Source organism: Erwinia sp. BNK-24-b (genome assembly GCF_047456155.1).
Lineage (GTDB): Bacteria > Pseudomonadota > Gammaproteobacteria > Enterobacterales > Enterobacteriaceae > Erwinia > Erwinia phyllosphaerae.
The window spans coordinates 2,457,196-2,481,907 of record NZ_CP179901.1; the positions used below are offsets into that span (position 1 = coordinate 2,457,196).

The window sequence follows — 24,712 nt, forward strand, 5'->3', positions numbered from 1 at the left end:
TTAACTGACCGGGCGCAAGCCCGGTCAATATTTACAGCTTTACCGCATCAAAATGCTGCTGCGGATTGGCTATGGCGTCCTGGGCCGCCACCAGCTGCAGTTCATATTCGCCCATCTGGTGCGTGGTCAGCATCACTTCATAAACCGCCGCAGTGATATGCTCCAGCGCGTCCTTCAACGATTTACCGTGCAGCAAATTAACCAGCAGCAGCCCGCTGGTCAAATCCCCCACGCCAACCGGCTGGCGCACGCCAAAGTCCACCAGCGGACGGCTGATATGCCAGGCTTCCTCTGCCGTCACCAGCAACATTTCAAAACGATCGCTGCGCTGCCCCGCCCGCGCCAGATGTTTCACCAGCACAATCTTTGGCCCTTTAGCAATGAGCTCGCGTGCGGTAGCGATAGCCTGCTCGACGCTGCTGACCTCGTGGCCGCTAAGCAGCTCCAGCTCCAGCAGGTTTGGCGCAATGATATCGCTGGCTGGCAGCGCGCTGCGCGCGTGAAACTCCGCTACGCCTGGCGCAACGATGCAGCCTTTTTCCGGATGGCCCATCACCGGATCGCAAAAATACCAGGCGTTCGGATTAGCGTGTTTTACCTGGCGGACGATTTCCAGGATCTGTTCGCCCTGCTCTGCCGAGCCAAGATAGCCACTCAGCACCGCATCGCAGGTTTTCAGGCGGTCGATAGCCGCAATGCCGCTAACGATATCGGTCAGATGGCTGGCCGGCATCACCATGCCGGTCCAGTGACCGTACTGAGTATGGTTAGAAAACTGGACGGTATTCAGCGGCCAAACGTTTGCGCCCAGGCGGCGCATCGGAAATTCCGACGCGCTGTTGCCGGCATGGCCGAAAACGGTATGCGACTGAACGGAGAGAATATTTTTCATGATAACCTTGCCAGGAAAAGAGGAGTGGTGAACACCTTCGCAGGCACAGAGCAATGCTGTCCGACGCGATATCATCGCCGATGGCCGGACAACATCGCGTCCGGCCAGCCTTCATATATTATTCGCCGCAGGAATTATTTCCAGACGATCAGAGAGTAGTTCTTTTTACCGCGACGCAGCAGCGTAAAACGGTCAAACAGGCGGTCCTGTGCTGCGAACGCGTAATCTGCCGCCAGCTGGACGTCGCCGTTGATGCTGACCGCTTTAGACTCAATCAGCTTGCGCGCCTGGCCGCGAGACGGTGCCAGATCGCCATCCACCATCGCCTGCTGCAGATCCTGGCCCTGCTCCAGCTCGATAAACGGCATGCCGTCCTGCGCCAGCTGCTCAAAGTCCGCTTCCGTCATCTCTGCCAAGCTGCCGGAGAACAGGCTTTTGGTGATGCGCTGCGCTGCGGTCAGGCCCTCTTCACCATGCACCAGTCTGGTCACCTGTTCCGCCAGCACGTACTGCGCACGCGGCGCTTTACCGCTGTTTTTGTCTTCTTCTTCCAGCGCGTTGATCTCTTCAATGCTCATAAAGGTGAAGAACTTCAGGAAGCGGTAAACGTCGGCGTCCGCCGTGTTGATCCAGAACTGGTAGAACTTGTACGGGCTGGTTTTCTTGGCGTCCAGCCACACCGCGCCGCCTTCGGTTTTACCGAACTTGGTGCCGTCAGACTTGGTGATCAGCGGTACGGTCAGGCCAAAGACCTGGTTCTGGTGCAGACGACGGGTCAAATCGATACCGGAAGTGATGTTGCCCCACTGGTCGGAACCACCAATCTGCAGCGCCACGCCGTAACGCTCGTTCAGACAGGCAAAGTCGTAGCCCTGCAGCAGGTTGTAGGAGAACTCGGTAAAGGAGATACCCTGGTCGTCACGGTTCAGGCGCTGCTTCACCGCTTCTTTATTGATCATCTGGTTAACGGAGAAGTGCTTGCCAATATCGCGCAGGAAGGTCAGCACGTTCATGCCGCCGAACCAGTCGTAGTTGTTCGCCGCGATAGCGCTGTTGTCGCCGCAGTCGAAATTCAGGAAAGGCGCAACCTGACCGCGGATCTTTTCCACCCACTCGTTAACGGTATCGGCGGTGTTCAGCTTACGTTCGGCCGCTTTAAAGCTGGGATCGCCAATCAGGCCGGTAGCGCCGCCAACCAGCGCCACCGGACGGTGTCCGGCATCCTGAAAGCGCTTCAGGCAGAGAAGCGGGACCAGATGGCCCAAGTGCAAGCTGTCGGCCGTGGGATCGAAGCCGCAATAGAGAGCGATTGGCCCTTGCGCCAGCCGCTCTGCTAACGCTTCCTCATCCGTTACCTGGGCGACCAGGCCACGCTCTTGCAATTGTTTAATCAGGTTACTGCTGCCCATCTGTGACTCCGTGTAAAAAAAGTCTGCACCTTTGCTGGTACACAGCTATCCGCTGGCTAGCGGATGAAAAAAGGGGTATAGAATAAAGCGCTGGCGCACTCTGTGCCAGCGCTTAACGGGATTATTTCACGCAATCAGGGTGCCAGGCGGTCGATTTTCCACGCCTCGCCTTCGCGCTGGTAGAAAAAGCGATCGTGCAGCCGGTGTTCGCCGCCCTGCCAGAACTCCATCGAGTCGATTTTAATCCGGTACCCGCCCCAGAAGCTTGGCAATGGAACTTCACCCTGCTGGAACTTTTGCTTCAGCTCCAGGAATTTGCCTTCCAGTACGCCACGCGCGGAGATGCGGCTCGACTGTTTTGATACCCAGGCACCAATCTGGCTTTCGCGTGGACGACTGTGAAAATACTTTACCACGTCGATCATTGACAGTTTTTCAACGTGGCCCAGTACCATGACCTGCCGCTCCAGCATATGCCAGGGGAAAAGCAGGCTGATGCGCGGATTGTTTTCCAGATGCTGCGCCTTACGGCTGCCAAGGTTGGTGTAAAAAACCATGCCGCGCTCGTCGAAATGCTTCAGCAACACGATGCGCTGATAAGGCTGCCCCTGCTCGTCTACGGTCGCCACGCTCATTGCCGTCGCATCCGGCAGCTGCGCTTCTACGGCCTGGCCAAGCCAGTGCTCGAACAGCGCCAGCGGGTTGGCGGGCAGATCTTTGCGGCGCAGGCCGCCACGGGTATATTCACGGCGCAGATGGGCAATCTGCTGCAGGCTGTCGTCATTCATGAGGGTTTTCCGCTAACAGGGTTAAGGCATTGTGCGCCTGTTTTCAATCATTTTCAACGAGTTAACTGCCGCTCAAGCGGCAGTCGTCAATAATGGTGGCACCGTTGCGCTCGATAAAGGCGGCGTCCCCTTTTGACCAGAAAACGTAGTGGTCATCCGCATAACGCGTGCCGGACGCCGCAGGCTGCTGCTTCAGCGTCAGCGGGTTGCCATCCAGAATAAGATTAACTTCCCGGCGGCTGTTATCAAGCATCACCGTTAACGGCAGCGTACCGCAGCTATAGTGCAACGTTTTAATCTTCTCCGGCTGAGAATGAAACAGACAGCCGCTTAACAACAGCGCGCCGACAACAGGTAAATATTTTTTCATGCTCGCTCCTTAACGATAGCGCGGACTGTTGGCAGGAAAGATAGCACCCAGTACGGAAGCTTCGCGCGCGCCGGTCACGGAAGGCAGATTACCGGTTTCGCAGGAGAGCGTGCGGTAAGCCAGCCAGGCAAACGCCAGCGCCTCCATATCGTCACCGCGAATGCCGATTTCATCAGTTAAGCTGACCTCGGTTCCGGCCAGCAGTGCAGCCAGCCTGGCCATTAACAGCGGATTCTTGCCGCCGCCGCCGCAGACCAGCAGGCGTTCACAGCCGCCGTTCAGCATGACCTGCTGCGCAATAGTGGCTGCCGTCAGCTCCACCAGCGTGGCCTGGATATCCTGCGGCGGCAGGCCGGGAAAGTTCACCAGCTGCCTTTCGATCCACGCCAGATTGAAATACTCTCTGCCGGTCGATTTGGGTGCCGGTAAGGCAAACCACGGATCGGCCAGCATTTGCTGTAACAGCGGATGAATGACCTGGCCGCTACTGCCCCATTCGCCATTTTTATCGTAGGGCTGCTGCTGCTGTAGCCAGATCCACGCGTCCAGCAACATGTTGCCCGGCCCGGTATCATAACCGCCCACCGGCTGGCCAGGGAGCAACAGGGAAAGATTGGCGATGCCGCCAATATTGAGCACCATCCTCTTTTCATGGGGATGCATCAACACGGCCTGATGGAAGGCGGGCACCAGCGGCGCGCCCTGGCCGCCCAGCGCCATATCACGACGGCGAAAGTCGCCCACTACCGTGATGCCGGTCAGCGCGGCTATCTGGTTATTATCGCCGATTTGCAGCGTATTCGGCGCGTCGCCCAGCGGCTCGTGCCAGACGGTTTGTCCATGACAGCCAATGGCGGCGATATCCGCTTTTTCCAGACCTTCGCGGCGAACCAGCGTTTGTACCGCTTCGGCAAACAGCCGCCCCAGCCGGGTATCCAGCTGGCCTAGCTGCGAAAGCGTCAGCGACTGGCCCTGGTTTATCGCCAGTATCGCCTGGCGCAAATCCGGGGGCATTGGATGGCAATAGCTCGCCTGCTGCGCCACTATCTGCTGGTCGATAGCGGCCAGCACCACGTCAACGCCGTCCAGACTGGTGCCGGACATTACCCCGATATAGCGTCCCGATCTCATCAATATGCCTTATCCGCTATGGGAAGAGTAAACCTCGCTACAGCGTCGCAAAAACGGTGTGGCAATGCCATGATTAACTTTGCAATTTTACATGATGAAAGAATTTATATCCGGCTCTTCAGCCGTGGATTTATTCCAGATTTAGTTGGGCTGCGCTATTCTTATAGCAACTTTTTGCCGCAATCAGACGACAGGCATTGCCTGTATCTTATAATCGGGTTATTGATCGCTGCGCAATTGACTGCAGCACACAGAAAAGAAAGGAGTTTGATGATGTTAAAGCGCATGATGATCGTGGCACTGACCGGTGTGACTTTAGCAGGCTGTGCCAACAACAGCACGCTATCGGGCGATGTTTATAGCGCCTCTGAAGCGAAGCAGGTACAGAATGTGACTTACGGTACGCTGGTGGCTGTGCGTCCTGTACAAATTCAGGGCGGCGATGACAGCAACGTGATTGGCGCGATTGGCGGTGCCGTACTTGGCGGCTTTTTGGGTAATACCATTGGCGGCGGTGCAGGACGTGGCCTGGCAACGGCGGCAGGCGCGGTGGCGGGTGGCGTAGCGGGCCAGGGTGTGCAGGGCGCAATGAACAAAACCCAGGGCGTCGAGCTGGAAATCCGTAAGGATGACGGCAACACCATCATGGTCGTCCAGAAACAGGCGGCCAGCCGTTTCGCTGTGGGACAGCGCGTAGCGATGGCTTCCAACGGCAGCCAGGTTACCGTTTCACCACGCTAGGCACAGAAGAACCGGCTGCGGCCGGTTCTTCTACTCATCCCTGCCCTGTAACTCCAGAATATTCTTTTCCAGCCGAGCGATAAGCGTCACCAGCTTTTCAATTTCGCTCTGCGAGATCCCTGCCAGAATATCATCCCGCGTGGCGTCAATAACGTGTTCAACTTCATTGATGACCGGAGCGGCTTCTTGCGTAAGCTTGATGCGTTTAGCGCGGCGATCGCTGGCGCAGGTGGTGCGGGTAATCAGCCCTTTCTCTTCCAGCTGATCCAGCGTGCGTACCAGCGATGGCTGTTCAATGCCAATGGCTTTTGCCAGCTGAATTTGCGACTGCTCCGGCGGCAGTTGATGGATGTTGTGCAGCGTAACCCAGTGAGTCTGCGTCAGCTCCAGCGGCTTAAGGCGCTGGTCAATCAGCGAGCGCCAGATGCGCACCAGTCTTGCAAGGTCCGTTCCTAGTGGGGTATCCAATTTCTTCTCCTTATAATTAGCTTGCTAGCTATCACGCCTCATTCCAGGCTATTCTGCGAGTTTATGGGAGAGATTACAAATCCCATTCTCCTTAAGCGTAATACCAACTGGCTGCTATGCTGTGACAAAGGTAACAAGGAGTGCTTTTCGTGAACAACGCATTTTCGGCTGCTTTATCCCCGCTGACCGACCTGGTCTTTGGCGCTTCGCTCTATTTTCCACCGCTGTTTAAGGCTGTTTTGCTGGGCTTTTTCTGCTGGCTGTTGCTTCATCCGCTGCTGCGCGGCTGGATCTATTCCGGCGAAGTCTGGCATCCCACCCTGCTCGATCTCTCTCTGTTTATTCTCTGCGTCAGCGCTTCGCTGTGGCTGCTTATGGCACTCGTATGAAACTTAGCTCTCTGAAATACTTTTCTACCCTGATCTTTTTTGCCGCAGCGCTGTGCGCGGGCTGGTGGCTGTGGAACTACTATATGCAGTCGCCCTGGACGCGCGATGGTAAAGTGCGTGCCGAGCTGGTGAATATTACGCCGCAGGTTTCCGGCCGCATCGAACAGCTGCTGGTAAAAGATAACCAGTTTGTCACTAAGGGCAGCAAGCTGATGACGCTGGACGCCGAGCCTTACCGTATCGCCGTCCTGAACGCCGAGGCGCAGCTGGCAAAAGCGCAGGCCGATCTGCTGAAAGCGCAGCATGAGTCGCGCCGCAGAGAGAGTTTGCCGCGCAACGTTATCTCCGCAGAGGATCTTGACGCGGCAGAACTGAATACCCGTTCAATGGTGGCCGCGGCCAAAGCGGCGCAGGCCGGGCTGGAACAGGCAAAATGGAACCTTACCCAAACGCAGGTATTTGCGCCAGCCGATGGCTGGATCAGTAACCTGGTGATACGGCCTGGCAACTACGCCACCAGCGGTACGCCGGTCTTTGCGCTGGTCGACAGCCACTCGTTTTACGTAATGGGATACTTTGAAGAAACCAAGCTGCGGCACATTCGTCCTGGTTATCATGCCTCCGTGCGTCTTTACAGCGATAACCGCGTGCTGCAGGGAGAAGTGGAAAGTATTGGCCGGGCCATCTATGACCAGAGCGTGGAAAGCGACAGCTCGTTAATTCCCGACATCAAGCCCAACGTTCCCTGGGTGCGGCTGGCACAACGCGTGCCGGTACGTATCCGTCTGACCGCAGTGCCGCAAGGCCTGCAGCTGGTCGCGGGAACAACCTGTACCCTTTCCATCCAGCCATGAATTTTCAATGGCTTGCCTGGCAGGAGCTGCCCTGGATAAAGGCGACGAGCGGGCAGTGGCGCTATGCGTTGCGCAACGCTATCGCCATGTGCCTGGCCTTAAGTATCGCCTACGCGCTGGATCTGGATGAGCCGTACTGGGCAATGACCTCTGCCGCCGTGGTCAGCTTTCCTACCGTCGGCGGCGTTATCAGTAAAAGCCTGGGCAGAATTGCGGGCAGCCTGCTGGGCGCGGGTGCAGCCTTGCTGATTGCGGGCCATACGCTCAACGAACCCTGGCTATTTGCGCTGACTATCGCCGCCTGGCTGGCCTTTTGCACCTGGATCCAGAACCATTATCAAAATAACGTCGCCTACGCTTTTTCGCTGGCGGGCTATACGGCGGCGATTATCGTTTTTAGTACGGTCAACGTCACGGAGATTAGCGATCTTTGGGACATCACCCAGGCACGCGTTTGCGAAGTTATCACGGGCATTTTCTGCGGTGGGCTGATGATGATGATCCTGCCCAGCACCTCGGACGGGGACGCGCTGATTCGTTCGCTTAAAGAGATGCACGCGCGCCTGTTGGATCACGCCAGCCTGCTGCTGCAACGCGAAACTTCTGACAACGTACGCAGCGCGCATGAAAATGTGATTGGGCAAATACTGACGCTAAACCTGCTGCGTATTCAGGCTTTCTGGAGTCATTACCGCTTTCGCCGCCAGAATAACGTGCTGAACTATGTTCTGCATCAGCAGCTGCGCTTAACCAGCGTTATCTCCAGCCTGCGCCGAATGCTACTTAACTGGCCAGAAGCGCCAGAGTCATTATTTACCGTTCTGCAACAGCTGCTGGCCGAGCTTGCGCGTGACGACAGCGATAAATACCGTCTGGCCCGGCTGCTGGCCAGCGCGGCACCTTCCGATCCCGACGACTATCGCTATCATGCTTTCTGGCACCGGCTGCGCTATTTTTGCTGGCTCTATCTGAATATCAGCCGCTGGCTGCGGCTGTTCGAGCAGGCCGACGCGGAGACTCGCCTGTCGCCCCCTGCCGTTCCCGCGCTGGCCCGTCGCAGCGACAGCGCCGAAGCCAGCTGGAGTGCGCTGCGGACTTTTGCGGTGATTGTGCTGGGCTGCGCTTTTACCATCGCCACACAGTGGGATTCCGGTGCCGCCGCGCTGACGCTCGCCGCTATCAGCTGCGTGCTTTACTCTTCCGTCCCTTCGCCCGTTAGCAGCGTCTCGCTGCTGTTAAAGACGCTGCTGTTGCTTTCGGTATTCAGCTTTCTTATTAAATTTGGCCTGATGGTACAGGTCAGCGTGCTGTGGCAGTTTTTACTGCTGCTGTTTCCGCTGCTGGTCACGCTACAGCTGTTTAAAGTCCAGCAGAAAAAGCGCGCCGCGCTCTGGGGCCAGCTGATTGTCTTTGGCGGCTCTTTCCTGGCGGTGACCAACCCGCCGGCTTACGATTATCAAAGCTTTCTTAACGATAACATCGCCAAGGTTTGCGGCGTGCTGCTGGCCTGGCTGGCCTTTTTGATCCTGCGGCCCAGCTCCGATAAACGACGCGGCCGACGGCATATCCGCGCGCTGCGAAGTGAGTTTCTGGATCAGCTAAGCCGTCGGCCGCAGCTGAGTGAAAGTCGATTTGAATCGCTTATTTACCATCGCGTTAACCAGCTTAACAACAGTCGGGATGAAACGGCGCGTCTCTGGCTGCTGCGCTGGGGAGTCGTCTTGCTCAACTGCTCGCATATCGTCTGGCAGTTGCGCGACTGGCAAAGTGATTCGCCCGCGCTGCTGGCCGTGCGCGAGGCGACGCTGGCAAACCTGCACCGGATTATCAGCGCCAGAGGGGTTCAGCCTGAGGCGCTTGCCGCAACGCTGGCAGAACTTCAAGAAAGTATTGCCACGCTGTCGGCGAAGGCCACGCCGGGTGAAACCGAGCTGGCAGGCATTACGTGGCGGCTCTACTGCTCGCTTTCACAGCTACGGCAATAGCCTGCCGCGCTGGCATCATCACGCAGGCATTCTGGCTAGAATAGCGAAGGCTGCTCGGGCTCATCCGGCTCCACGTTTTTAGCCGCGCGCTGCAAGCGCTGAAAGCGCAGACGACAAAGCCGCAGCACCTCACGCTTTTGCGCATCGCTGAACTTCATCCAGTTGAAACGCTCATCGCGGCTGCGCATACAGCCACGGCAGTAGCCGCGATCGTCGCTCTGGCAAACGCCCCGGCACGGACTGGGAACCGGGAAGAACTCAAGTTGTTCCGCCAACGTGACTCCTTAACAGGTAAAGGATGCGATTAATGGTAGTCTCTTTAGATCGTTGAGTGTCGGTTAAAGTTTCAAAACGGTAACGGCGCTATGCTCATACTTCCGCTTATTGTTGACAATGTGTTATGAAAATGCACGCTTTACGCTGTAACGAAATTGCTTTTAATTTTTATGCCGCCCTCTTTTTTACGTTTGCGCTTAATGCCGTTTTCCTTCTCCACGCCTGGGAAATGCTTCCTTACGTTTCGCTGAAGGATTATATTTTCGCCGCCACGCTACCGCTGGTGTTATTCAGCGCCTTTCTGTTTGTTTTCAGCCTGACGGCGCTGCCGTGGATAAGAAAGCCGTTATTAATCCTGCTGGTAGTCGCCAGCGCGATTGCTAACTATTTTATGTTCAGTTTTGGCCCGGTGATCGACAGCGCGGTTATCCAGAACATGCTGGAAAACGATCTGGAAGACGCGACCGCGCTGTTTAATCTGCGCAGCTTCCTCTGGTTTTCTTTGCCTGGCCTTGTTGCTGCGTTGCTGATTTGCCAGGTGAAAATTGGCACCAGCCACCCCTGGTGGATGAATCTTGCTTTTCGCACCTCGTCGGCCCTGGCGGCGGTGCTGCTCGTTTTGCTGGTTGCCGCTCTGTTTTATAAAAATTACGCTTCGCTGGTGCGTAACAACCCATGCCTAATCGAAATGATTACCCCGGCCAATATTGTCAGCGGTATCCAAAATTACGCCGACGAGCGCTGGCTTAGCGGCGGCCAGCCGTAGTAAATAAAGACTACGCTGCAGGATTTCCGGTGGTCAGAGACACTGTGGATACGGACATTCGAATGTCACAACGAGCGGGACTGTGATCTGACGGCTACGCGCGCGAAACGCATACAGCTACCCGCCCGTAAAGATGATCCGATCGTGCCGCGCGATTTCCGGGAAAGACACATTATCTACTACTATCAACAGTCACTAATTTTGCCTGGCAAGCCCATCCAGCGGTTTGCCGGTCTTTGACCAGGAGTGGCTGATGGAACTGAACAAGCTTTTTACCCCGCTTAAAGTAGGGGCAATTGTTGTGCCTAACCGTATCTTCATGGCACCGCTAACCCGCCTGCGCAGTATTGAGCCTGGCGATATCCCTACGCCGCTGATGGGTGAATACTACCGCCAGCGCGCCAGCGCCGGACTCATTATCACCGAAGCTACCCAGGTTTCTTTCCAGGCCAAAGGGTATGCTGGCGCGCCGGGGCTGCATACCGCCGAACAGATTGCCCGCTGGAAAGAGATAAACGCCGGCATTCATCAGGATGGCGGCCATAGCTCAGTGCAGCTGTGGCATACCGGACGCATTTCCCATAGCAGCCTGCAGCCGGAAGGCAAAGCGCCCGTTTCCGCTTCCGCTATCAATGCCGAAACCCGCACTTCATTGCGTGATGAAAAAGGTCAGGCGATCCGTGAGGCAACTTCTACGCCGCGAGAACTGCGTCCGGATGAGATTGACGACGTGATTAACGATTTTCGCCAGGCGGTGATCAACGCTCGCGAGGCGGATTTCGATCTGGTAGAGCTACATTCCGCACACGGTTATCTGATGCACCAGTTCCTTTCACCAGCCTCCAACCAGCGAACCGACGGCTACGGCGGTAGCGTAGAGAAGCGCACCCGTTTTGCGCTGGAAGTGGTCGATGCGGCCATTGATGGCTGGCACGCCGACAGGATCGGCATCCGCATTTCGCCGCTTGGCCCGTTTAACGGCCTGGACAACGGTGAAGACCAGGAAGCCGCCGCGCTTTACTACATCGGCGAGCTGGCGAAGCGTAATCTCGCTTACCTGCATATTTCTGAGCCGGACTGGGCGGGCGGCAAGCCTTATAGCGACGCTTTTCGCCAGGCCATTCGCGCGGCTTATCCAGGCGTGATTATTGGCGCTGGTGGCTACACGGCTGAAAAAGCGGAAGCGCTAATCGAGAAAGGGCTGATTGATGCCGTCGCCTTTGGCCGCGACTATATCGCCAACCCGGATCTGCCTGAGCGGTTGCAGCAAAACGCCCCGCTGAACGAACAGCGTCCGGCGCTTTTCTACGGCGGCGGCGCGGAAGGCTATACGGACTATCCAACGCTGAAATAGAACACCGGATATCCCGGCAGGCCGGTCTACAGCATCAGGATAAAGCACGCATTTCCTGGTTTCCCGTGGGTTATAGCTGCTATCCTGCTGTGCTGGCCGCTGGGCCACTGTAAATTCCTTCCGCTGACGAGATGAGGAGGAATTCAGGCTATGCTTGTTATCAATTGATAACTTTTTTAAAAGAGGATGTTATGCGCTTACTTCATACCATGCTGCGCGTTGGCGATCTGCAACGCTCCGTAGACTTTTACACCAAAGTGCTGGGTATGCGCCTGCTGCGCACCAGTGAAAATACCGAATACAAATATACGCTGGCTTTTGTAGGCTACACCGAAGAGAGCGATGGTGCAGTGATTGAGCTGACCTATAACTGGGGCGTGGATAAGTATGACCTGGGCGACGCCTATGGACATATCGCGCTGGGCGTGGACGATGTGGCAGCCACCTGCGATCGTATTCGTAACGAAGGCGGTAACGTCACGCGTGAAGCTGGCCCGGTTAAAGGCGGCACTACCGTTATCGCTTTTGTTGAAGATCCAGACGGTTATAAAATCGAGCTGATTGAAAACAAACATGCGGGCAACGGCCTGGGCGCATAAGCGTCGCGCGCTGCTAAAACGACCCGAGGGTATTTTAGCGCTCGCTTTAAGTTTGCCAGCAGTCTGTGGGCGCCGCTAAGGCGCCCTTCTTTCCCCTTCCCCTGCTGCAACTCTTACTGAAATTTGCCATAATACGCGCTCAATTTTCGCCTGTGAGATCCTGATGTCCGAATCGAACGAACTTAACGCCCTCAGCAGCCGTTTTCGCGGTTTTTACCCGGTCGTGATCGATGTTGAAACCGCCGGTTTTGACGCCAAAACTAATGCATTACTGGAAGTTGCTGCCGTTACGCTAAAGATGAACGCCGACGGCTGGCTGGAGAAGGATGAGACGCTCCACTTTCACGTTGAGCCGTTCGAAGGTTCTGTCCTGCAACCCGAGGCGCTGGCTTTTAACGGCATCGATCCTGACAATCCGCTGCGTGGCGCGGTCAGTGAATATGAAGCGTTACACGCTATCTTTAAAGCGGTGCGTAAAGGCATTAAAGATCAGGGCTGCAATCGCGCGGTCATGGTTGCCCACAACGCCACTTTCGATCTGAATTTTATGAATGCGGCTGCGGAACGCGCCGGTCTGAAACGCAATCCTTTCCATCCTTTCGTCACGTTTGATACCGCCGCGCTAAGTGGACTGGTGCTGGGACAAACGGTGCTGGCAAAAGCCTGTACGGCGGCCGGTATGCCTTTTGACAGCAGCCAGGCGCACTCGGCGCTGTATGATACGGTACAGACGGCAGATCTGTTTTGCGAGCTGGTCAACCGCTGGAAACGGCTTGGCGGCTGGCCCCTGCCGGAAGCGGCGGGCGGAGAGTAAAAAAAAGGCCTGGCGTAATGCCAGGCCTTTTTTATCGGGTAACGTCCGTTACCGACAAACTTACTCTGCTGCGTCAGACGGATACTTCTGCGCCGTCTCTTTAATCAGCTGCTGCAGTTCGCCCTGCTGGAACATTTGAATGATAATGTCGCAGCCGCCCACCAGTTCACCGTCTACCCACAGCTGAGGGAAAGTTGGCCAGTTGGCATACTTTGGCAGCTCGGCGCGGATTTCCGGATTCTGCAGGATATCGACATAGGCAAAACGTTCGCCGCAGGCGGAAAGCGCCTGCACGGCCTGGGCAGAAAAGCCGCAGCTTGGCAGTTTAGGCGAGCCTTTCATATACAGCAGAATCGGGTTTTCTGCGATCTGGCGCTCAATCTTCTCAATAGTGCTCATTAATGCCTTCCTCAATCGGCTACTTCGTGTCTGTATAGTGTAGCGAGTCTACGCGTACGATGAAAATGCCATTTTCAGCAGCCTGACGCCATAACCTTGTCGCTACGCTCGGGAAACAAAGCATTAAAATATCATTTCCCGGAGGTTATTACCGCGTTCCTGATAAAATTTATCGGTGCGGTTGTGCAGATAACCAGCTGAAGAGGATAGATTTTACAGCTTTTACCGCTTTGTAATCATTGAAACAAAAAAGGCCTTACTTTTTCATTATGAGTTCGATTAGAATTATCCTAACCGACTGCCGTTGCGCAGTCCCCTGATTAACCAGGCTCTGGCCGCTGGCGGGAGCACAAACTGTTAATGGTAAAGATGCGTTTACTCATCACGCTGTTGATGCTGGCCTTTGCCCAGCTATTTATGACCATGGCGCACGCATCGCCACACGCGGCCGTTAAAGCGGATCACCACAAGGCTAATAGCCCCACGCCTGCCCGCGAAGACGATCGCCGCAAGCGTCGCCCGATAAAAACCACCGCCACCCGTAAAGTTAAAGTTAAAGAAACCAGCAAGGTCAAAGAAAGCAGTAAAGGCAAAGAGACCAGCAGCAAAAAGCCCCGCACTTCCCTGATTAAAAAATATAAGTTGCGCAAACACGAGCAGCAGACCGCCAAAGCTTTACCCCCGAAAAAACGCTACGGTCGCCATCGTGTGACTGAAGAGACAGAAGCCCTGACCAGCGGCAGCGCTTCCTCCCCGCTCAGGCTCAGTAAAGCGCACCGCGCACGCTACCAAAAAGCGCGCGAAACGGCGATGAACAAGCTAATGGATCAGCTGGGCAAGCCTTATTTATGGGGCGGCACCTCGCCAAAAACCGGTTTCGACTGTAGCGGTCTGGTCTGGTATGCCTATAAAGATCTGGTGAAATTTAAAATCCCCCGCACCGCTAATGAGATGTACCACTTAAGGGATGCGGCTTCGATAAAGCGTAACGAGCTGGAAAAAGGCGATCTGGTCTTCTTCCGCATCAACGGGCGCGGCGCGGCCGATCACGTTGGCGTTTATCTGGGCAACGGCAAATTTATCCAGTCGCCCCGCACCGGCAAAGATATTCAGGTTAGCGCGCTTGCCGATGATTACTGGGAACAGCATTACGTGGGGGCAAAACGGGTCATGACGCCTCGCACCATTCGTTAAAAGCTGACGGCTTCGCCAGTGAAAAATCCCCTCTCCGGCTGAACCTGCGTTAAGCAAGGCAGCCGGAGTTGTTTGCCGCAACGGGCGAATTTTGTCGTTTCACCGCCGTAAAAACCTCGTTTTATCCCTTCGCTCTTGTTAGAATCCACGGTTTGTTGCGCAACAGGCCCGCACGCCGGTTTTTTTAGCAGGCAACAGGCCGGTTTCGCCGCCCTTAACTCCCTCCTGATGTAACCATACCGCAACAAATCATGCGTATTTACGTCAGGTTTTTTATCATTCCAGGCAAACGTTTAACAAACCGCTTTTCAGTGACTTACTGAACAGCGCAGGAGTCTTGTTCCATGGCAACCATAAAAGATGTGGCCAAACGCGCCGGTGTCTCTACCACCACGGTGTCCCACGTCATTAATAAAACCCGTTTCGTCGCCGAAGAGACGCGGGAAGCCGTCTGGGCAGCGATCAAAGAGCTGCACTATTCACCCAGCGCCGTGGCCCGCAGCCTGAAGGTCAATAACACCAAAACCATTGGCCTGCTGGCCACCTCCAGCGAAGCGCCCTATTTTGCCGAAATTATTGAGGCCGTTGAACACAGCTGTTTCGCTAAGGGCTATACGCTGATCCTTGGCAACGCGCATAACGACCTGCAAAAGCAGCAGGCTTATCTGTCGATGATGGCGCAAAAGCGCGTCGATGGCCTGCTGGTCATGTGTGCCGAATACCCTGATGAGCTGATAAAAATGCTGGAAGATCATCGCAATATTCCTATGGTGGTGATGGACTGGGGCGAGTCGCGAGGCGATTTTACCGATACGGTTCTGGATAACGCCTTTGAAGGCGGCTATCTGGCAGGACGTTATCTGATCGATCGCGGCCACCGTGATATCGGCGTGATCCCCGGCCACATGGAGCGCAACACTGGCGGTGGCCGCCATGCAGGTTTCCTGAAGGCGCTGGCGGAAGCGGGCATTACTTTACGGGAAGAGTGGCTGGTTCAGGGAGATTTCGAACCGGAGTCAGGCTATCACGCGATGCAGCAGCTGCTGGCACAGAAGCAGCGCCCTACGGCAGTCTTTTGCGGCGGTGACGTGATGGCAATGGGCGCTATTTGTGCCGCTGACGAGATGGGCCTGCGCGTTCCGCAGGATATTTCGGTGATCGGTTATGACAACGTGCGCAACTCGCGTTACTTTACGCCAGCGCTGACCACCGTTCATCAGCCGAAAGAGCGTCTTGGCGCAACGGCCTTTAATATGCTGCTCGACCGTATTACCAGCAAGCGCGAAGAGCCGCAGACTATTGAAGTCCACCCTACGCTGATCGAGCGTCGCTCCGTAGCGGATGGTCCCTTCCTCGACTATCGCCGCTAACCTGTCGGGCGGTATGTTACCGCCCCGTTTTCAGGCTTCCCGCAGCCATTCGCAGTTCAGCGTTTCCGTTTCGCCCAGATAGTCCAGCAGCCAGTGCATGGCGGGCGAAGCCTGCTGTTCTGACCAGCTGACGCAGCAGGGGCTGTCCGGAAAAAGCGGGTCAAGCGTCAGCTCGTGTAGCAAGCCATTTTGTAGCAGAGGCTGCGCCAGATGGCCCGGCACCATCCCGACGCACAGACCGGCCAGCAGGCAGTCAATCGCGCTCTCCCAGTCCGGCACTATCAGCCGCCGCTGATTATCCAGCGTCCACGTAGTTCTTTTTGGCAGCGCGCGCGAGGTATCTTCCAGCACCAGCGAAGGCCATTCGCGTATGTTCTCTTCCGTAACTTTTCCGCTTTGTTGCGCAAGCGGATGGCTCGCCTGCACTACGCAGCGCCAGTTCAATACGCCCATATCGCGAAAGGCAAACCGTCCGCCAACCGGAATTGCCTGAGTAGCACCAATCGCCACATCAACCCGCCCGTCCGCCAGCGCATCCCAGACGCCGTTAAAAACTTCTGATGAAAGATGTAGCTCTATATCGGGAAAGTGACGGTAAAAATCGACCACCAGCTGACGGGTTCGTTCTGCTTTTACAATCCTGTCGACAGCAATATTCAACTGGCCGCGCCAGCCGTTAGCGACCTGCTGGCAGTGGCGGCGTGTGGAAAGCATTTTTTTGATAACAGCACGGCCTTCCTGAATGAAAAGTTCGCCCGCTGCCGTCAGCACGACGTCGCGATGACGTCGTTCAAATAAAGGCACGGCGAGCCACTCTTCCAGCTGCCGTACGGTATAGCTGATAGCAGAAGGCACGCGATGTAGCTCGTTAGCCGCTGCGCTAAAGCTACCCGTTCTGGCTACCGCATCAATCACTTCAAGCGAATGTTCTGACCACATAATCTGCCTGCAAAATTTTTGAACGCAACAGACAAATATTACCGTTTCACAAGCGCTATGGCACTCCTTTACACTCTCGGCCGCCTATTAATTCGGTAAAAAGAGCGAAAGAAGTCATGCCATCGAAAGGATTTTTAATTTATCTCGCGCTGCTGAGCGTGGCAGGTTTTCTTGCCACCGATATGTATCTGCCTGCTTTTGGCGCCATGCAGCAGGATCTGCACACCGAAGCTGGCGCAATTAGCGCCAGCCTGAGCCTCTTTCTGGCAGGTTTTGCCAGCGCGCAGCTGTTCTGGGGGCCGCTTTCCGATCGCATCGGCCGTAAGCCGGTACTGCTGATGGGCCTGAGCCTGTTTGCCGTGAGCTGCGGCGCTATGTGGTGGGTTAATACCACGGTTGTACTGCTGATCCTGCGCTTTTTACAGGCCGTGGGTATCTGTGCCGCCGCCGTGAGCTGGCAGGCACTGGTGATCGACCGTTATCCGGCCGCCAGGGCCAACCGCGTTTTCGCTACTATCATGCCGCTGGTTGCGCTTTCTCCGGCGCTGGCCCCGCTGCTCGGTGCCTGGCTGCTCAATCACTTTTCCTGGCGCGCGATTTTTTTAGCGCTGCTGCTGCTGGCGCTGGCGCTGCTGATCGCCACGCTCTTTATCTCTGCGCCAAAGGCTAAAGCGCATAAAGAAGAAGACAAGATCGGCTTTTTTACCCTGCTGAAATCGCCGGTATGGAGTGGCAACGTGCTGATTTACGGTGCCTGTTCCGCCAGCTTTTTTGCGTGGCTGACCGGTTCCCCGTTTATTCTGGCCGAGTTGGGCATGTCGCCTGGCGATATCGGTCTGAGCTATGTGCCGCAGACGCTGGCCTTTCTGGCCGGTGGCTACGGCTGCCGCGCGCTGCTGAAACATACGGAAGGAGCTTCCCTGCTGCCGTGGCTGCTGGCTATTTATGCCTTGAGCGTGGTCGCCTTTTTTATTGCCGCGCAGATTGATTCGCCGACAACCTGGGCCTTGCTGCTGCCGTTTTGCGGCATGGCGCTGGCTAACGGCGCGATTTATCCTGTCGTCGTAGCAAATGCGCTGCTGCCTTTCCCGCAGGCGAGCGGCAAAGCGGCCGCGCTGCAAAACACCCTCCAGCTTGGCCTGTGCTTTGTAGCCAGCATGCTGGTATCCGGCTTTATCGCTACGCCGCTGGCTACCACTTCGCTGATTATGCTCAGTACTGTCTTTATGACAATTGTTGGCTATATTTTACAGCGGGGACAGGCAGCAAGCGCCTCGCTGGAACAGCTTGAAAGCCATCACTAACTCCCTGAATCCATTTAGTTAGCGTCCTAACAATAAGCCGTTGAATATTGCCTGAGGTGAGCATATACTCATTTTCAGGCAATAAAAAAATAACAAATCTGTATCATTATTTGAGTCCTGACAGGGTTGTCCGGGTGTTCTTTTTCTGTCTTGCATCACCCACTCTGTAGGCTTCAGTTCAATCCTCTGTAACGTCGGATATCAGCGCACTTACCGTGCGTTTTCTCACAATTCTGCGGAAATTGACTATTCTTTTCCCAGATTTCAATCACGAAGGGTGATGGAGAAGCTATGAGTTCATCGTGTATAGAAGAAGTGAGCCTGGAAGAAAATCAGTGGTTTCGGATCACCCAGGAAATGTTGCGCAACGCGGACGTTGAAATCAACGGCAGCCGTCCCTGGGATATTCAGGTCAGCCAACCCGATTTTTTTAAGCGCGTGATGCAGGAAGGTTCGCTTGGCCTTGGCGAAAGCTATATGGACGGCTGGTGGGAATGCGAGCGGCTGGATATGTTTTTTCACCGCGTCCTGAAAGCCAAACTGGATCAGCAACTGCCTCGCCATTTTAAAGATACCCTGCGTATTGCCGCCGCCCGCTTAACCAACCTTCAGTCCCGCAAGCGCGCCTGGATTGTGGGCAAAGAGCATTACGATCTGGGCAACGACCTTTTCACCCTGATGCTTGACCCTTATATGCAGTATTCCTGCGGTTACTGGAAAGAAGCCGAAACGCTGGAGCAGGCGCAGGAAGCTAAATTAAAAATGATCTGCGAAAAGCTGCAGCTGGAGCCAGGCATGTCGCTACTGGATATTGGTTGCGGATGGGGCGGCCTGGCTGCCTATGCAGCGCGCCACTACGGCGTAACGGTGTTCGGCGTCACGATTTCAGCTGAACAGCAAAAGCTGGCTCAGCAGCGCTGCGAAGGCCTGGACGTCACTATTCTGCTACAGGATTACCGCGATCTGGATCGGCAGTTTGACCGCATCGTTTCCGTCGGCATGTTTGAGCACGTTGGCCCGAAAAATTACGCGACCTATTTTGAGGTGGTGGATCGCAACCTCAAGCCGGAAGGTATTTTTCTGCTGCACACTATCGGTGCCAATAAAACGGACGATAACGTCGATCCGTGGATCGATAAATATATTTTCCCGAATGGCTGCCTCCCTTCCGTACGCCATATTGCCGAAGCGCACGAGCCGCATTTTGTTATGGAAGACTGGCATAATTTTGGCGCAGATTACGATTTAACGCTGATGGCCTGGCACCAACGCTTTCTAACCGCGTGGCCACAGCTGGCGGAGAAATATGGCGAGCGCTTTAAACGGATGTTTAGTTACTATCTGAACGCCTGTGCGGGTGCTTTCCGCGCGCGTGATATTCAGCTCTGGCAGGTTGTCTTTACTCATGGTAAAGAAGGCGGACTGCGCGTACCGCATTAAGCTTAAGCGCGCCCGATTTCTGCTGCTGACGAAGATTTATCGATCAAACCGCACCTTATTAAGTTGGCAACACCTTTAAGGTGCGGTTAATTTTGCATTTTGCAGCCCGGCTCAATCCTGCAATAAGCCGTTCTGTTACTCCGCCTGCGGCTGAATTTCTGCTGCTGCCGCCGCCAGCAATGACGCCTCACGCTGTGCCAGCACACGCTCTACGGTTTCTACGATTGCCTGAGTATGCGGATCGATTTCAATATTTACCCTGTCGCCCAGACGCTTGCCGCCCAGCGTGGTTCTTGCCAGCGTTTCAGGGATAAGATGAACGCAAAACTTGCTTTTGGTCACCTCACCTACCGTCAGGCTAATGCCGTCGATGCCGATAAAGCCTTTATGCAGAATATATTTCATCTGCCCCGCGTCCTGCGGTTTAAACCATATTTCGCGGTTATTTTCCGAGGTGATAATTTTGCAAATTTCAGCGGTGGTCATAATATGGCCGGACATTAAGTGACCGCCAATTTCATCGCTGAATTTAGCCGCGCGCTCGACATTGACCACATCGCCGACTTTTAATTCGCCCAGATTAGTAATGCGTAGCGTCTCTTTAACTAAATCAAAACTGATTTTATCGCCGTTGATCTCGGTTACCGTCAGGCAACAGCCATTATGAGAAACGGACGCGCCCAGCTCCAGGCCAGGCAGCATCTCTTCCGGCAGGCTAACGATATGGGTACGGAAATTTGGTTTCTCTTCAATCGCCAGCACCTCTGCGGTGCCTTGCACAATACCGGTAAACATAATTATGACCTCGGTGAATTTTTCGCTATTCTTGTCAGATCTAAAAACTATATCAAATAGTCTTCTTTCCTTCAGTTAAAAAACAGGTGTATACGTGCAGAAGTATCTGACAGAGGCGCGTCAATTGCTGGCGCTGGCAATTCCGGTTATTTTTGCGCAGATTGCGCAAACCGCCATGGGGTTTGTCGATACGGTAATGGCTGGCGACGTCAGCGCAACGGATATGGCTGCTGTAGCGGTAGGGACGTCCATCTGGTTACCCGCTATCCTTTTCGGTCACGGTTTGCTGCTCTCGCTGACGCCCGTAGTGGCGCAGTATAACGGCTCGGGCCGCCGGGACCGCATCGCTTTTCAGGTACGCCAGGCTTACTGGCTGGCCGCTTTTGCCTCGCTGCTGGTCATGGTAGTGCTGTATAACGCCGGATACGTTATCCGCTCTATGCACAATATCGATCCGGTGATGGCGGATAAGGCAGTAGGCTATCTGCATGCGCTGCTGTGGGGCGCGCCGGGCTATCTCTTCTTTCAAACCGCGCGTAACCAGTGCGAAGGGCTGGCTAAAACCAAACCCGGCATGGTGATGGGGTTCCTGGGGCTGCTGGTCAATATTCCGGTTAACTATATTTTTATCTACGGACACTTTGGCATGCCCGCGCTTGGCGGTGTCGGCTGCGGCGTGGCCACGGCATCGGTTTACTGGGTGATGTTTATCGCCATGAAGTTCTGGGTCTCGCGTGCCGGTTCAATGCGCGATATTCGTCTGCCGGATCGGTTCAGCGCGCCGGATGCAAAGGTACTGTGGCGGCTGTTTAATCTTGGCCTGCCCGTTGCGCTGGCGCTCTTTTTTGAAGTCACGCTGTTTGCCGTGGTCGCCCTGCTGGTATCGCCAATGGGCATCGTTGACGTGGCCGGCCACCAGATTGCGCTAAATTTCAGCTCGCTGATGTTCGTATTGCCGCTCTCTTTGGGCGCAGCGACCACTATCCGCGTCGGGTTTCGCCTTGGGCAGGGCTCTACCGAAGCGGCTCGGGTAGCTGCCTGGACGGCGCAAGGTGTCGGTATGTCGCTGTCGCTGCTGACCGCGCTGTTTACGGTAATTTTTCGCGAGCAGATTGCGCTGCTTTATAACCACAATCCGGCCGTCGTTACGCTGGCCGCCCAGCTGATGCTGCTGGCCGCCGTTTATCAGTTTTCCGATTCGGTGCAGGTTATCGGCAGCGGGATCCTGCGCGGCTATAAGGACACTCGCGCCATCTTCTTTATTACCTTTATCGCCTACTGGGTGCTGGGTTTGCCCAGCGGCTATATCCTGGCGCTAACGGACTGGGTCGTTGCACCGATGGGGCCGGCTGGATTCTGGACCGGTTTTATCATTGGCTTAACCTCCAGCGCGGTGATGATGGTCTGGCGTATCCTTCGTTTGCAGCGGCAGCCAGCCGAGCGCCTGCTGACGAGAGCAGCGCGATAAATCCGCAGGTTAGCCTGCAGATGTCTAAAAATGCTGCGCTTCGCACAGTTGCGCAGCAGTCGCGCTGAAATTGTCGATTTCTGCTTGCAAGGCGTCAGGGCTGTCGTTAATATTCGTCCCCGCTGTCGCCCAGATAGCATGATGCGTTCTTAGCTCAGTTGGTTAGAGCACCACCTTGACATGGTGGGGGTCGGAGGTTCGAGTCCTCTAGAACGCACCACAGTGCGTCCGTAGCTCAGTTGGTTAGAGCACCACCTTGACATGGTGGGGGTCGGTGGTTCGAGTCCACTCGGACGCACCATAACGCGTTCTTAGCTCAGTTGGTTAGAGCACCACCTTGACATGGTGGGGGTCGGAGGTTCGAGTCCTCTAGAACGCACCATCGCCTTAGGCTCCTTTTTTCTGTTCGTCTCTGCACCCGTTTATCCCCTTCCTGCTTTACTGTTTACTGTGCATCACGCTTTTTACACCTTATCGCTTCAGTGCCCGTTGCTATACCGCCCGTGACTTATCGCTTTACCACCTGTTGCCCGCCGCTTTGCCGCCCGTTGCTCATTGTCCGACTGGCCGTCATTTTTTGCGCATTAACGCCGCACCCGCCTTTCCTGACTAAGCCTTACCAACGCTTTTTTTGCGCAACAACCTGATCTGGTACAAGCTTTCACGTATCTCAAAATACTTTTTAATTGGTTTTCAACAGGCTGAGTAGCTATAATACGAAACGTTGTTTCACATGAATGGTTTCAGCGTATGGTTGGCCCTTTAGCAAAAACGATATCTGCTTGCGCAACATCACGCTGCGCCCGCGCTGAAACCGCGTTAAAACTTCCTCTGCACGCTTTTTTTCTGTCACCTATCCTTAAGCTGTATCGCAATTCGCCGCTCAGGCAACCATGCTTTTCCGGCGCGCAACACAAACACCGGGATCTCGCTTTATTTCATCCATTAACTTAACAGATGACTCGTCATGAAAAAGACCAAGATTGTTTGTACCATCGGCCCAAAAACCGAATCGGAAGAAATGTTGACTAACCTGCTGGACGCGGGCATGAACGTCATGCGTCTGAACTTTTCCCACGGCGATTATGAAGAACACGGTAAGCGTATCGCTAATCTTCGTAACGTGATTAACAACACCGGCAAGCAGGCCGCTATCCTGCTGGACACCAAAGGCCCGGAAATCCGCACCATGAAGCTGGAAGGCGGCGCGGATGTCTCTCTGAAAGCTGGCCAGACTTTTACCTTTACTACCGACCAGTCAGTTGTTGGCAACAGCGAGCGCGTTGCCGTGACCTACTCTGGCTTTGCTTCTGACCTGGCTATTGGCAACACCGTGCTGGTAGATGACGGCCTGATTGGCCTGGAAGTCACCGAAGTGACCGAAACCACCGTAGTTTGCAAAGTGCTGAACAACGGCGACCTGGGTGAGAACAAAGGCGTTAACCTGCCGGGCGTTTCTATTCAGCTGCCAGCGCTGGCGGAAAAAGACAAGCGCGACCTCATTTTCGGTTGCGAACAGGGCGTAGACTTTGTTGCCGCCTCCTTTATCCGTAAGCGTTCAGACGTGCTGGAAATTCGCGAGCACCTGAAGCAGCACGGCGGCGCCCACATCCAGATCATCTCGAAAATTGAAAACCAGGAAGGCCTGAACAATTTTGATGAGATCCTGGACGCTTCTGACGGCATCATGGTGGCCCGTGGCGACCTGGGCGTGGAAATCCCGGTTGAAGAAGTGATTTTCGCGCAGAAGATGATGATCAAAAAGTGCAACCGCGCTCGCAAAGTCGTGATCACCGCGACGCAGATGCTGGATTCGATGATCAAAAACCCACGCCCTACCCGTGCGGAAGCGGGCGACGTGGCAAACGCCATTCTGGACGGTACGGATGCGGTTATGCTTTCTGGTGAAAGCGCCAAGGGCAAATACCCGCTGGAATCCGTTAGTATTATGGCCACCATCTGCGAACGTACCGACCGCGTGATGAAAAGCCGCATCGACTCGCAGCATGACAACCGTAAAATGCGCATTACCGAAGCGGTATGTCGCGGCGCGGTAGAAACTGCCGAGAAGCTTGAAGCGCCGCTGATTGTGGTCGCTACCGAAGGCGGTAAGTCAGCCAAGTCCGTGCGTAAATATTTCCCTAACGCCACCATCCTTGCGCTGACCACCAATGAGCAGACCGCTCGTCAGCTGATCCTGAGCAAAGGCATTATCACTTCCGTGGTCAAAGAGATCGCTTCTACCGATGATTTTTACCGTATTGGTAAAGAAGCAGCGGTCGCCAGCGGCTACGGTCAGAAAGGCGATGTAGTGGTCATGGTTTCCGGTGCGCTGGTACCGAGCGGAACCACCAATACCGCCTCTGTGCACGTTCTGTAATCGAAGATTACGCCTTGTAGTGAAAAAGCGCCCTGAGTGGCGCTTTTTTTACAACTTTACTAACATGTTTTTGCGAAAATTCTAATCGAAATTAACGATGCAACTTTCTTTGGAGATGCGATAAGCCCGATTGAAATGGTCTGTTTTCGCTAAATTTTTTGGGGTTTTCCAGAAAGACGCTGCATCTTTGAGCGAACGATCAAATTTAAGCACGTTCTCACTAAAAATTTATTCTCATTGGAAAAAACTTTGTGTAATACTTGTAACGCTACATGGAGATTAACTCAATCTAGAGGGTATAAATAATGAATCGTACTAAACTGGTACTGGGCGCGGTAATTCTGGGTTCAACTCTGCTGGCTGGTTGCTCAAGCAACGCTAAAATCGACCAGCTGTCTACCGACGTTCAGACTCTGAACGCGAAAGTTGACCAGCTGAGCAACGACGTGAACGCAATCCGTTCTGACGTTCAGGCTGCTAAAGACGACGCAGCTCGCGCTAACCAGCGTCTGGACAACCAGGCTCACTCTTACCGTAAGTAAGAGTTCTGGTTTGAAAATGGCGCACATTGTGCGCCATTTTTTTTG

Annotated in this window: 25 protein-coding genes and 3 tRNA genes; 18 read left to right on the forward strand and 10 right to left on the reverse strand. The window is 54.8% G+C overall.

All coding sequences use genetic code 11. The annotated features are described in order from the left end of the window. Window positions 1-31: 31 nt before the first annotated feature. The 5 genes from pdxY to anmK form a co-directional block, all read right to left on the reverse strand. The gene (pdxY, locus tag ACMGGR_RS10950) at window positions 32-892 is read right to left on the reverse strand and encodes a pyridoxal kinase PdxY (protein WP_414146845.1); all 861 of its coding nucleotides are present in this window, start codon (window positions 890-892) and stop codon (window positions 32-34) included. Between the two features lie 134 nt (window positions 893-1,026). Next, window positions 1,027-2,301 carry a tyrosine--tRNA ligase gene (tyrS, locus tag ACMGGR_RS10955; protein ID WP_246759187.1) on the reverse strand — a complete coding sequence of 425 codons (1,275 nt, stop codon included), beginning with the start codon at window positions 2,299-2,301 and terminating at the stop codon, window positions 1,027-1,029. Between the two features lie 134 nt (window positions 2,302-2,435). Then, window positions 2,436-3,089 (reverse strand): pyridoxamine 5'-phosphate oxidase, encoded by a 654-nt coding sequence (gene pdxH, locus ACMGGR_RS10960; protein WP_246759186.1) that lies wholly within the window; start codon window positions 3,087-3,089, stop codon window positions 2,436-2,438. A 61-nt stretch (window positions 3,090-3,150) separates the two neighbouring features. Further along, complete coding sequence (locus ACMGGR_RS10965) at window positions 3,151-3,459, reverse strand: MliC family protein (protein ID WP_414146846.1); 309 nt, start codon at window positions 3,457-3,459, stop codon at window positions 3,151-3,153. A gap of 9 nt (window positions 3,460-3,468) precedes the next feature. Beyond that, entirely contained in the window at window positions 3,469-4,590 is a 1,122-nt protein-coding gene (gene anmK, locus ACMGGR_RS10970; RefSeq protein WP_414146847.1) for an anhydro-N-acetylmuramic acid kinase, read from the reverse strand. Window positions 4,591-4,863: 273 nt separating this feature from the next. On the opposite strand from anmK, the gene slyB reads away from it, so the two are divergent. After that, a complete protein-coding gene (slyB, locus tag ACMGGR_RS10975) occupies window positions 4,864-5,331 on the forward strand; it encodes an outer membrane lipoprotein SlyB (protein ID WP_246759304.1) in 468 nt (155 codons plus the stop codon). Between the two features lie 30 nt (window positions 5,332-5,361). Here the strand turns inward: slyB and slyA are convergent, their stop codons facing one another. Next, a complete protein-coding gene (gene slyA / locus ACMGGR_RS10980) occupies window positions 5,362-5,799 on the reverse strand; it encodes a transcriptional regulator SlyA (RefSeq protein ID WP_414146848.1) in 438 nt (145 codons plus the stop codon). Window positions 5,800-5,948: 149 nt separating this feature from the next. Here slyA and ACMGGR_RS10985 point away from each other — a divergent pair, with 149 nt between their 5' ends. The 3 genes from ACMGGR_RS10985 to ACMGGR_RS10995 are packed head-to-tail and all read left to right on the forward strand — an operon-like array spanning window position 5,949 to window position 9,027. Then, on the forward strand, window positions 5,949-6,188 hold the full coding sequence (locus ACMGGR_RS10985; protein ID WP_414146849.1) for a DUF1656 domain-containing protein: 240 nt from the start codon (window positions 5,949-5,951) through the stop codon (window positions 6,186-6,188). Then, window positions 6,185-7,042: an HlyD family secretion protein gene (locus ACMGGR_RS10990; RefSeq protein WP_246759179.1), complete on the forward strand. Its 858-nt coding sequence runs from the start codon at window positions 6,185-6,187 to the stop codon at window positions 7,040-7,042. The genes ACMGGR_RS10985 and ACMGGR_RS10990 overlap by 4 nt, the downstream gene beginning before the upstream one ends. Next, complete coding sequence (locus ACMGGR_RS10995; RefSeq protein ID WP_246759178.1) at window positions 7,039-9,027, forward strand: FUSC family protein; 1,989 nt, start codon at window positions 7,039-7,041, stop codon at window positions 9,025-9,027. Before ACMGGR_RS10990 ends, ACMGGR_RS10995 begins: the two co-directional genes overlap by 4 nt. Window positions 9,028-9,062: 35 nt before the next feature. On the opposite strand, the gene ACMGGR_RS11000 is transcribed toward ACMGGR_RS10995, so the two are convergent. Next, window positions 9,063-9,302, reverse strand: a complete 240-nt coding sequence (locus tag ACMGGR_RS11000) for a DUF1289 domain-containing protein (RefSeq protein ID WP_246759177.1) — start codon at window positions 9,300-9,302, stop codon at window positions 9,063-9,065. A 131-nt stretch (window positions 9,303-9,433) separates the two neighbouring features. Here ACMGGR_RS11000 and ACMGGR_RS11005 point away from each other — a divergent pair, with 131 nt between their 5' ends. The 4 genes from ACMGGR_RS11005 (at window position 9,434) to rnt (ending at window position 12,836) form a co-directional block, all read left to right on the forward strand. Next, window positions 9,434-10,069 (forward strand): phosphoethanolamine transferase domain-containing protein, encoded by a 636-nt coding sequence (locus tag ACMGGR_RS11005; RefSeq protein ID WP_246759176.1) that lies wholly within the window; start codon window positions 9,434-9,436, stop codon window positions 10,067-10,069. Between the two features lie 253 nt (window positions 10,070-10,322). After that, window positions 10,323-11,423, forward strand: a complete 1,101-nt coding sequence (locus ACMGGR_RS11010) for an alkene reductase (protein WP_246759175.1) — start codon at window positions 10,323-10,325, stop codon at window positions 11,421-11,423. 191 nt (window positions 11,424-11,614) lie between these two features. Next, window positions 11,615-12,022 carry a lactoylglutathione lyase gene (gene gloA, locus ACMGGR_RS11015; protein WP_246759174.1) on the forward strand — a complete coding sequence of 136 codons (408 nt, stop codon included), beginning with the start codon at window positions 11,615-11,617 and terminating at the stop codon, window positions 12,020-12,022. Window positions 12,023-12,185: 163 nt separating this feature from the next. Continuing rightward, on the forward strand, window positions 12,186-12,836 hold the full coding sequence (gene rnt, locus ACMGGR_RS11020) for a ribonuclease T (RefSeq protein WP_414146850.1): 651 nt from the start codon (window positions 12,186-12,188) through the stop codon (window positions 12,834-12,836). Window positions 12,837-12,896: 60 nt separating this feature from the next. Here the strand turns inward: rnt and ACMGGR_RS11025 are convergent, their stop codons facing one another. Then, on the reverse strand, window positions 12,897-13,235 hold the full coding sequence (locus tag ACMGGR_RS11025; RefSeq protein ID WP_246759171.1) for a Grx4 family monothiol glutaredoxin: 339 nt from the start codon (window positions 13,233-13,235) through the stop codon (window positions 12,897-12,899). Between the two features lie 369 nt (window positions 13,236-13,604). Between ACMGGR_RS11025 and ACMGGR_RS11030 the strand changes: the two genes are divergently transcribed. Then, complete coding sequence (locus tag ACMGGR_RS11030; protein WP_281434544.1) at window positions 13,605-14,429, forward strand: C40 family peptidase; 825 nt, start codon at window positions 13,605-13,607, stop codon at window positions 14,427-14,429. Between the two features lie 344 nt (window positions 14,430-14,773). Then, complete coding sequence (gene purR / locus ACMGGR_RS11035) at window positions 14,774-15,799, forward strand: HTH-type transcriptional repressor PurR (protein WP_246759167.1); 1,026 nt, start codon at window positions 14,774-14,776, stop codon at window positions 15,797-15,799. A gap of 30 nt (window positions 15,800-15,829) precedes the next feature. Here purR and punR read toward each other — a convergent pair whose 3' ends face one another. Then, the gene (gene punR / locus ACMGGR_RS11040) at window positions 15,830-16,738 is read right to left on the reverse strand and encodes a DNA-binding transcriptional activator PunR (RefSeq protein ID WP_414146851.1); all 909 of its coding nucleotides are present in this window, start codon (window positions 16,736-16,738) and stop codon (window positions 15,830-15,832) included. A gap of 116 nt (window positions 16,739-16,854) precedes the next feature. On the opposite strand from punR, the gene punC reads away from it, so the two are divergent. Then, a complete protein-coding gene (punC, locus tag ACMGGR_RS11045) occupies window positions 16,855-18,042 on the forward strand; it encodes a purine nucleoside transporter PunC (RefSeq protein WP_246759165.1) in 1,188 nt (395 codons plus the stop codon). 291 nt (window positions 18,043-18,333) lie between these two features. After that, entirely contained in the window at window positions 18,334-19,482 is a 1,149-nt protein-coding gene (gene cfa, locus ACMGGR_RS11050) for a cyclopropane fatty acyl phospholipid synthase (RefSeq protein WP_246759164.1), read from the forward strand. A gap of 135 nt (window positions 19,483-19,617) precedes the next feature. Here the strand turns inward: cfa and ACMGGR_RS11055 are convergent, their stop codons facing one another. After that, window positions 19,618-20,277, reverse strand: coding sequence for a riboflavin synthase subunit alpha (locus ACMGGR_RS11055; protein WP_414146852.1), 660 nt, complete (start codon window positions 20,275-20,277; stop codon window positions 19,618-19,620). A 94-nt stretch (window positions 20,278-20,371) separates the two neighbouring features. Between ACMGGR_RS11055 and ACMGGR_RS11060 the strand changes: the two genes are divergently transcribed. The 6 genes from ACMGGR_RS11060 to ACMGGR_RS11085 all read left to right on the forward strand — a co-directional run bounded on the left by ACMGGR_RS11060 (window position 20,372) and on the right by ACMGGR_RS11085 (window position 24,667). Further along, window positions 20,372-21,745, forward strand: coding sequence for an MATE family efflux transporter (locus ACMGGR_RS11060; RefSeq protein WP_246759162.1), 1,374 nt, complete (start codon window positions 20,372-20,374; stop codon window positions 21,743-21,745). Window positions 21,746-21,888: 143 nt separating this feature from the next. Further along, a tRNA-Val gene (locus ACMGGR_RS11065) sits at window positions 21,889-21,965 on the forward strand. Between the two features lie 4 nt (window positions 21,966-21,969). Then, a tRNA-Val gene (locus ACMGGR_RS11070) sits at window positions 21,970-22,046 on the forward strand. A gap of 4 nt (window positions 22,047-22,050) precedes the next feature. Next, window positions 22,051-22,127: transfer RNA gene (locus tag ACMGGR_RS11075), tRNA-Val, on the forward strand. Between the two features lie 585 nt (window positions 22,128-22,712). Next, entirely contained in the window at window positions 22,713-24,125 is a 1,413-nt protein-coding gene (pykF, locus tag ACMGGR_RS11080; RefSeq protein ID WP_414146853.1) for a pyruvate kinase PykF, read from the forward strand. A 305-nt stretch (window positions 24,126-24,430) separates the two neighbouring features. Beyond that, a complete protein-coding gene (locus ACMGGR_RS11085; protein ID WP_016169824.1) occupies window positions 24,431-24,667 on the forward strand; it encodes a major outer membrane lipoprotein in 237 nt (78 codons plus the stop codon). Window positions 24,668-24,712: the final 45 nt, after the last annotated feature.

Excerpts from the sequence above, each read along its gene's own strand:
- slyB (WP_246759304.1), top strand. The coding sequence starts at position 4,864 with ATGTTAAAGCGCATGATGATCGTGGCACTGACCGGTGTGACTTTAGCA.
- ACMGGR_RS11005 (WP_246759176.1), top strand. The coding sequence starts at position 9,434 with ATGCACGCTTTACGCTGTAACGAAATTGCTTTTAATTTTTATGCCGCC.
- punC (WP_246759165.1), top strand. The coding sequence starts at position 16,855 with ATGCCATCGAAAGGATTTTTAATTTATCTCGCGCTGCTGAGCGTGGCA.
- purR (WP_246759167.1), top strand. The coding sequence starts at position 14,774 with ATGGCAACCATAAAAGATGTGGCCAAACGCGCCGGTGTCTCTACCACC.
- pykF (WP_414146853.1), top strand. The coding sequence starts at position 22,713 with ATGAAAAAGACCAAGATTGTTTGTACCATCGGCCCAAAAACCGAATCG.
- punR (WP_414146851.1), bottom strand. The coding sequence starts at position 16,738 with ATGTGGTCAGAACATTCGCTTGAAGTGATTGATGCGGTAGCCAGAACG.
- tyrS (WP_246759187.1), bottom strand. The coding sequence starts at position 2,301 with ATGGGCAGCAGTAACCTGATTAAACAATTGCAAGAGCGTGGCCTGGTC.
- ACMGGR_RS11025 (WP_246759171.1), bottom strand. The coding sequence starts at position 13,235 with ATGAGCACTATTGAGAAGATTGAGCGCCAGATCGCAGAAAACCCGATT.
- anmK (WP_414146847.1), bottom strand. The coding sequence starts at position 4,590 with ATGAGATCGGGACGCTATATCGGGGTAATGTCCGGCACCAGTCTGGAC.
- rnt (WP_414146850.1), top strand. The coding sequence starts at position 12,186 with ATGTCCGAATCGAACGAACTTAACGCCCTCAGCAGCCGTTTTCGCGGT.
- cfa (WP_246759164.1), top strand. The coding sequence starts at position 18,334 with ATGAGTTCATCGTGTATAGAAGAAGTGAGCCTGGAAGAAAATCAGTGG.
- ACMGGR_RS10995 (WP_246759178.1), top strand. The coding sequence starts at position 7,039 with ATGAATTTTCAATGGCTTGCCTGGCAGGAGCTGCCCTGGATAAAGGCG.
- gloA (WP_246759174.1), top strand. The coding sequence starts at position 11,615 with ATGCGCTTACTTCATACCATGCTGCGCGTTGGCGATCTGCAACGCTCC.
- ACMGGR_RS11085 (WP_016169824.1), top strand. The coding sequence starts at position 24,431 with ATGAATCGTACTAAACTGGTACTGGGCGCGGTAATTCTGGGTTCAACT.
- ACMGGR_RS11030 (WP_281434544.1), top strand. The coding sequence starts at position 13,605 with ATGCGTTTACTCATCACGCTGTTGATGCTGGCCTTTGCCCAGCTATTT.
- ACMGGR_RS10990 (WP_246759179.1), top strand. The coding sequence starts at position 6,185 with ATGAAACTTAGCTCTCTGAAATACTTTTCTACCCTGATCTTTTTTGCC.
- pdxH (WP_246759186.1), bottom strand. The coding sequence starts at position 3,089 with ATGAATGACGACAGCCTGCAGCAGATTGCCCATCTGCGCCGTGAATAT.
- ACMGGR_RS11010 (WP_246759175.1), top strand. The coding sequence starts at position 10,323 with ATGGAACTGAACAAGCTTTTTACCCCGCTTAAAGTAGGGGCAATTGTT.
- ACMGGR_RS11055 (WP_414146852.1), bottom strand. The coding sequence starts at position 20,277 with ATGTTTACCGGTATTGTGCAAGGCACCGCAGAGGTGCTGGCGATTGAA.
- ACMGGR_RS10965 (WP_414146846.1), bottom strand. The coding sequence starts at position 3,459 with ATGAAAAAATATTTACCTGTTGTCGGCGCGCTGTTGTTAAGCGGCTGT.
- pdxY (WP_414146845.1), bottom strand. The coding sequence starts at position 892 with ATGAAAAATATTCTCTCCGTTCAGTCGCATACCGTTTTCGGCCATGCC.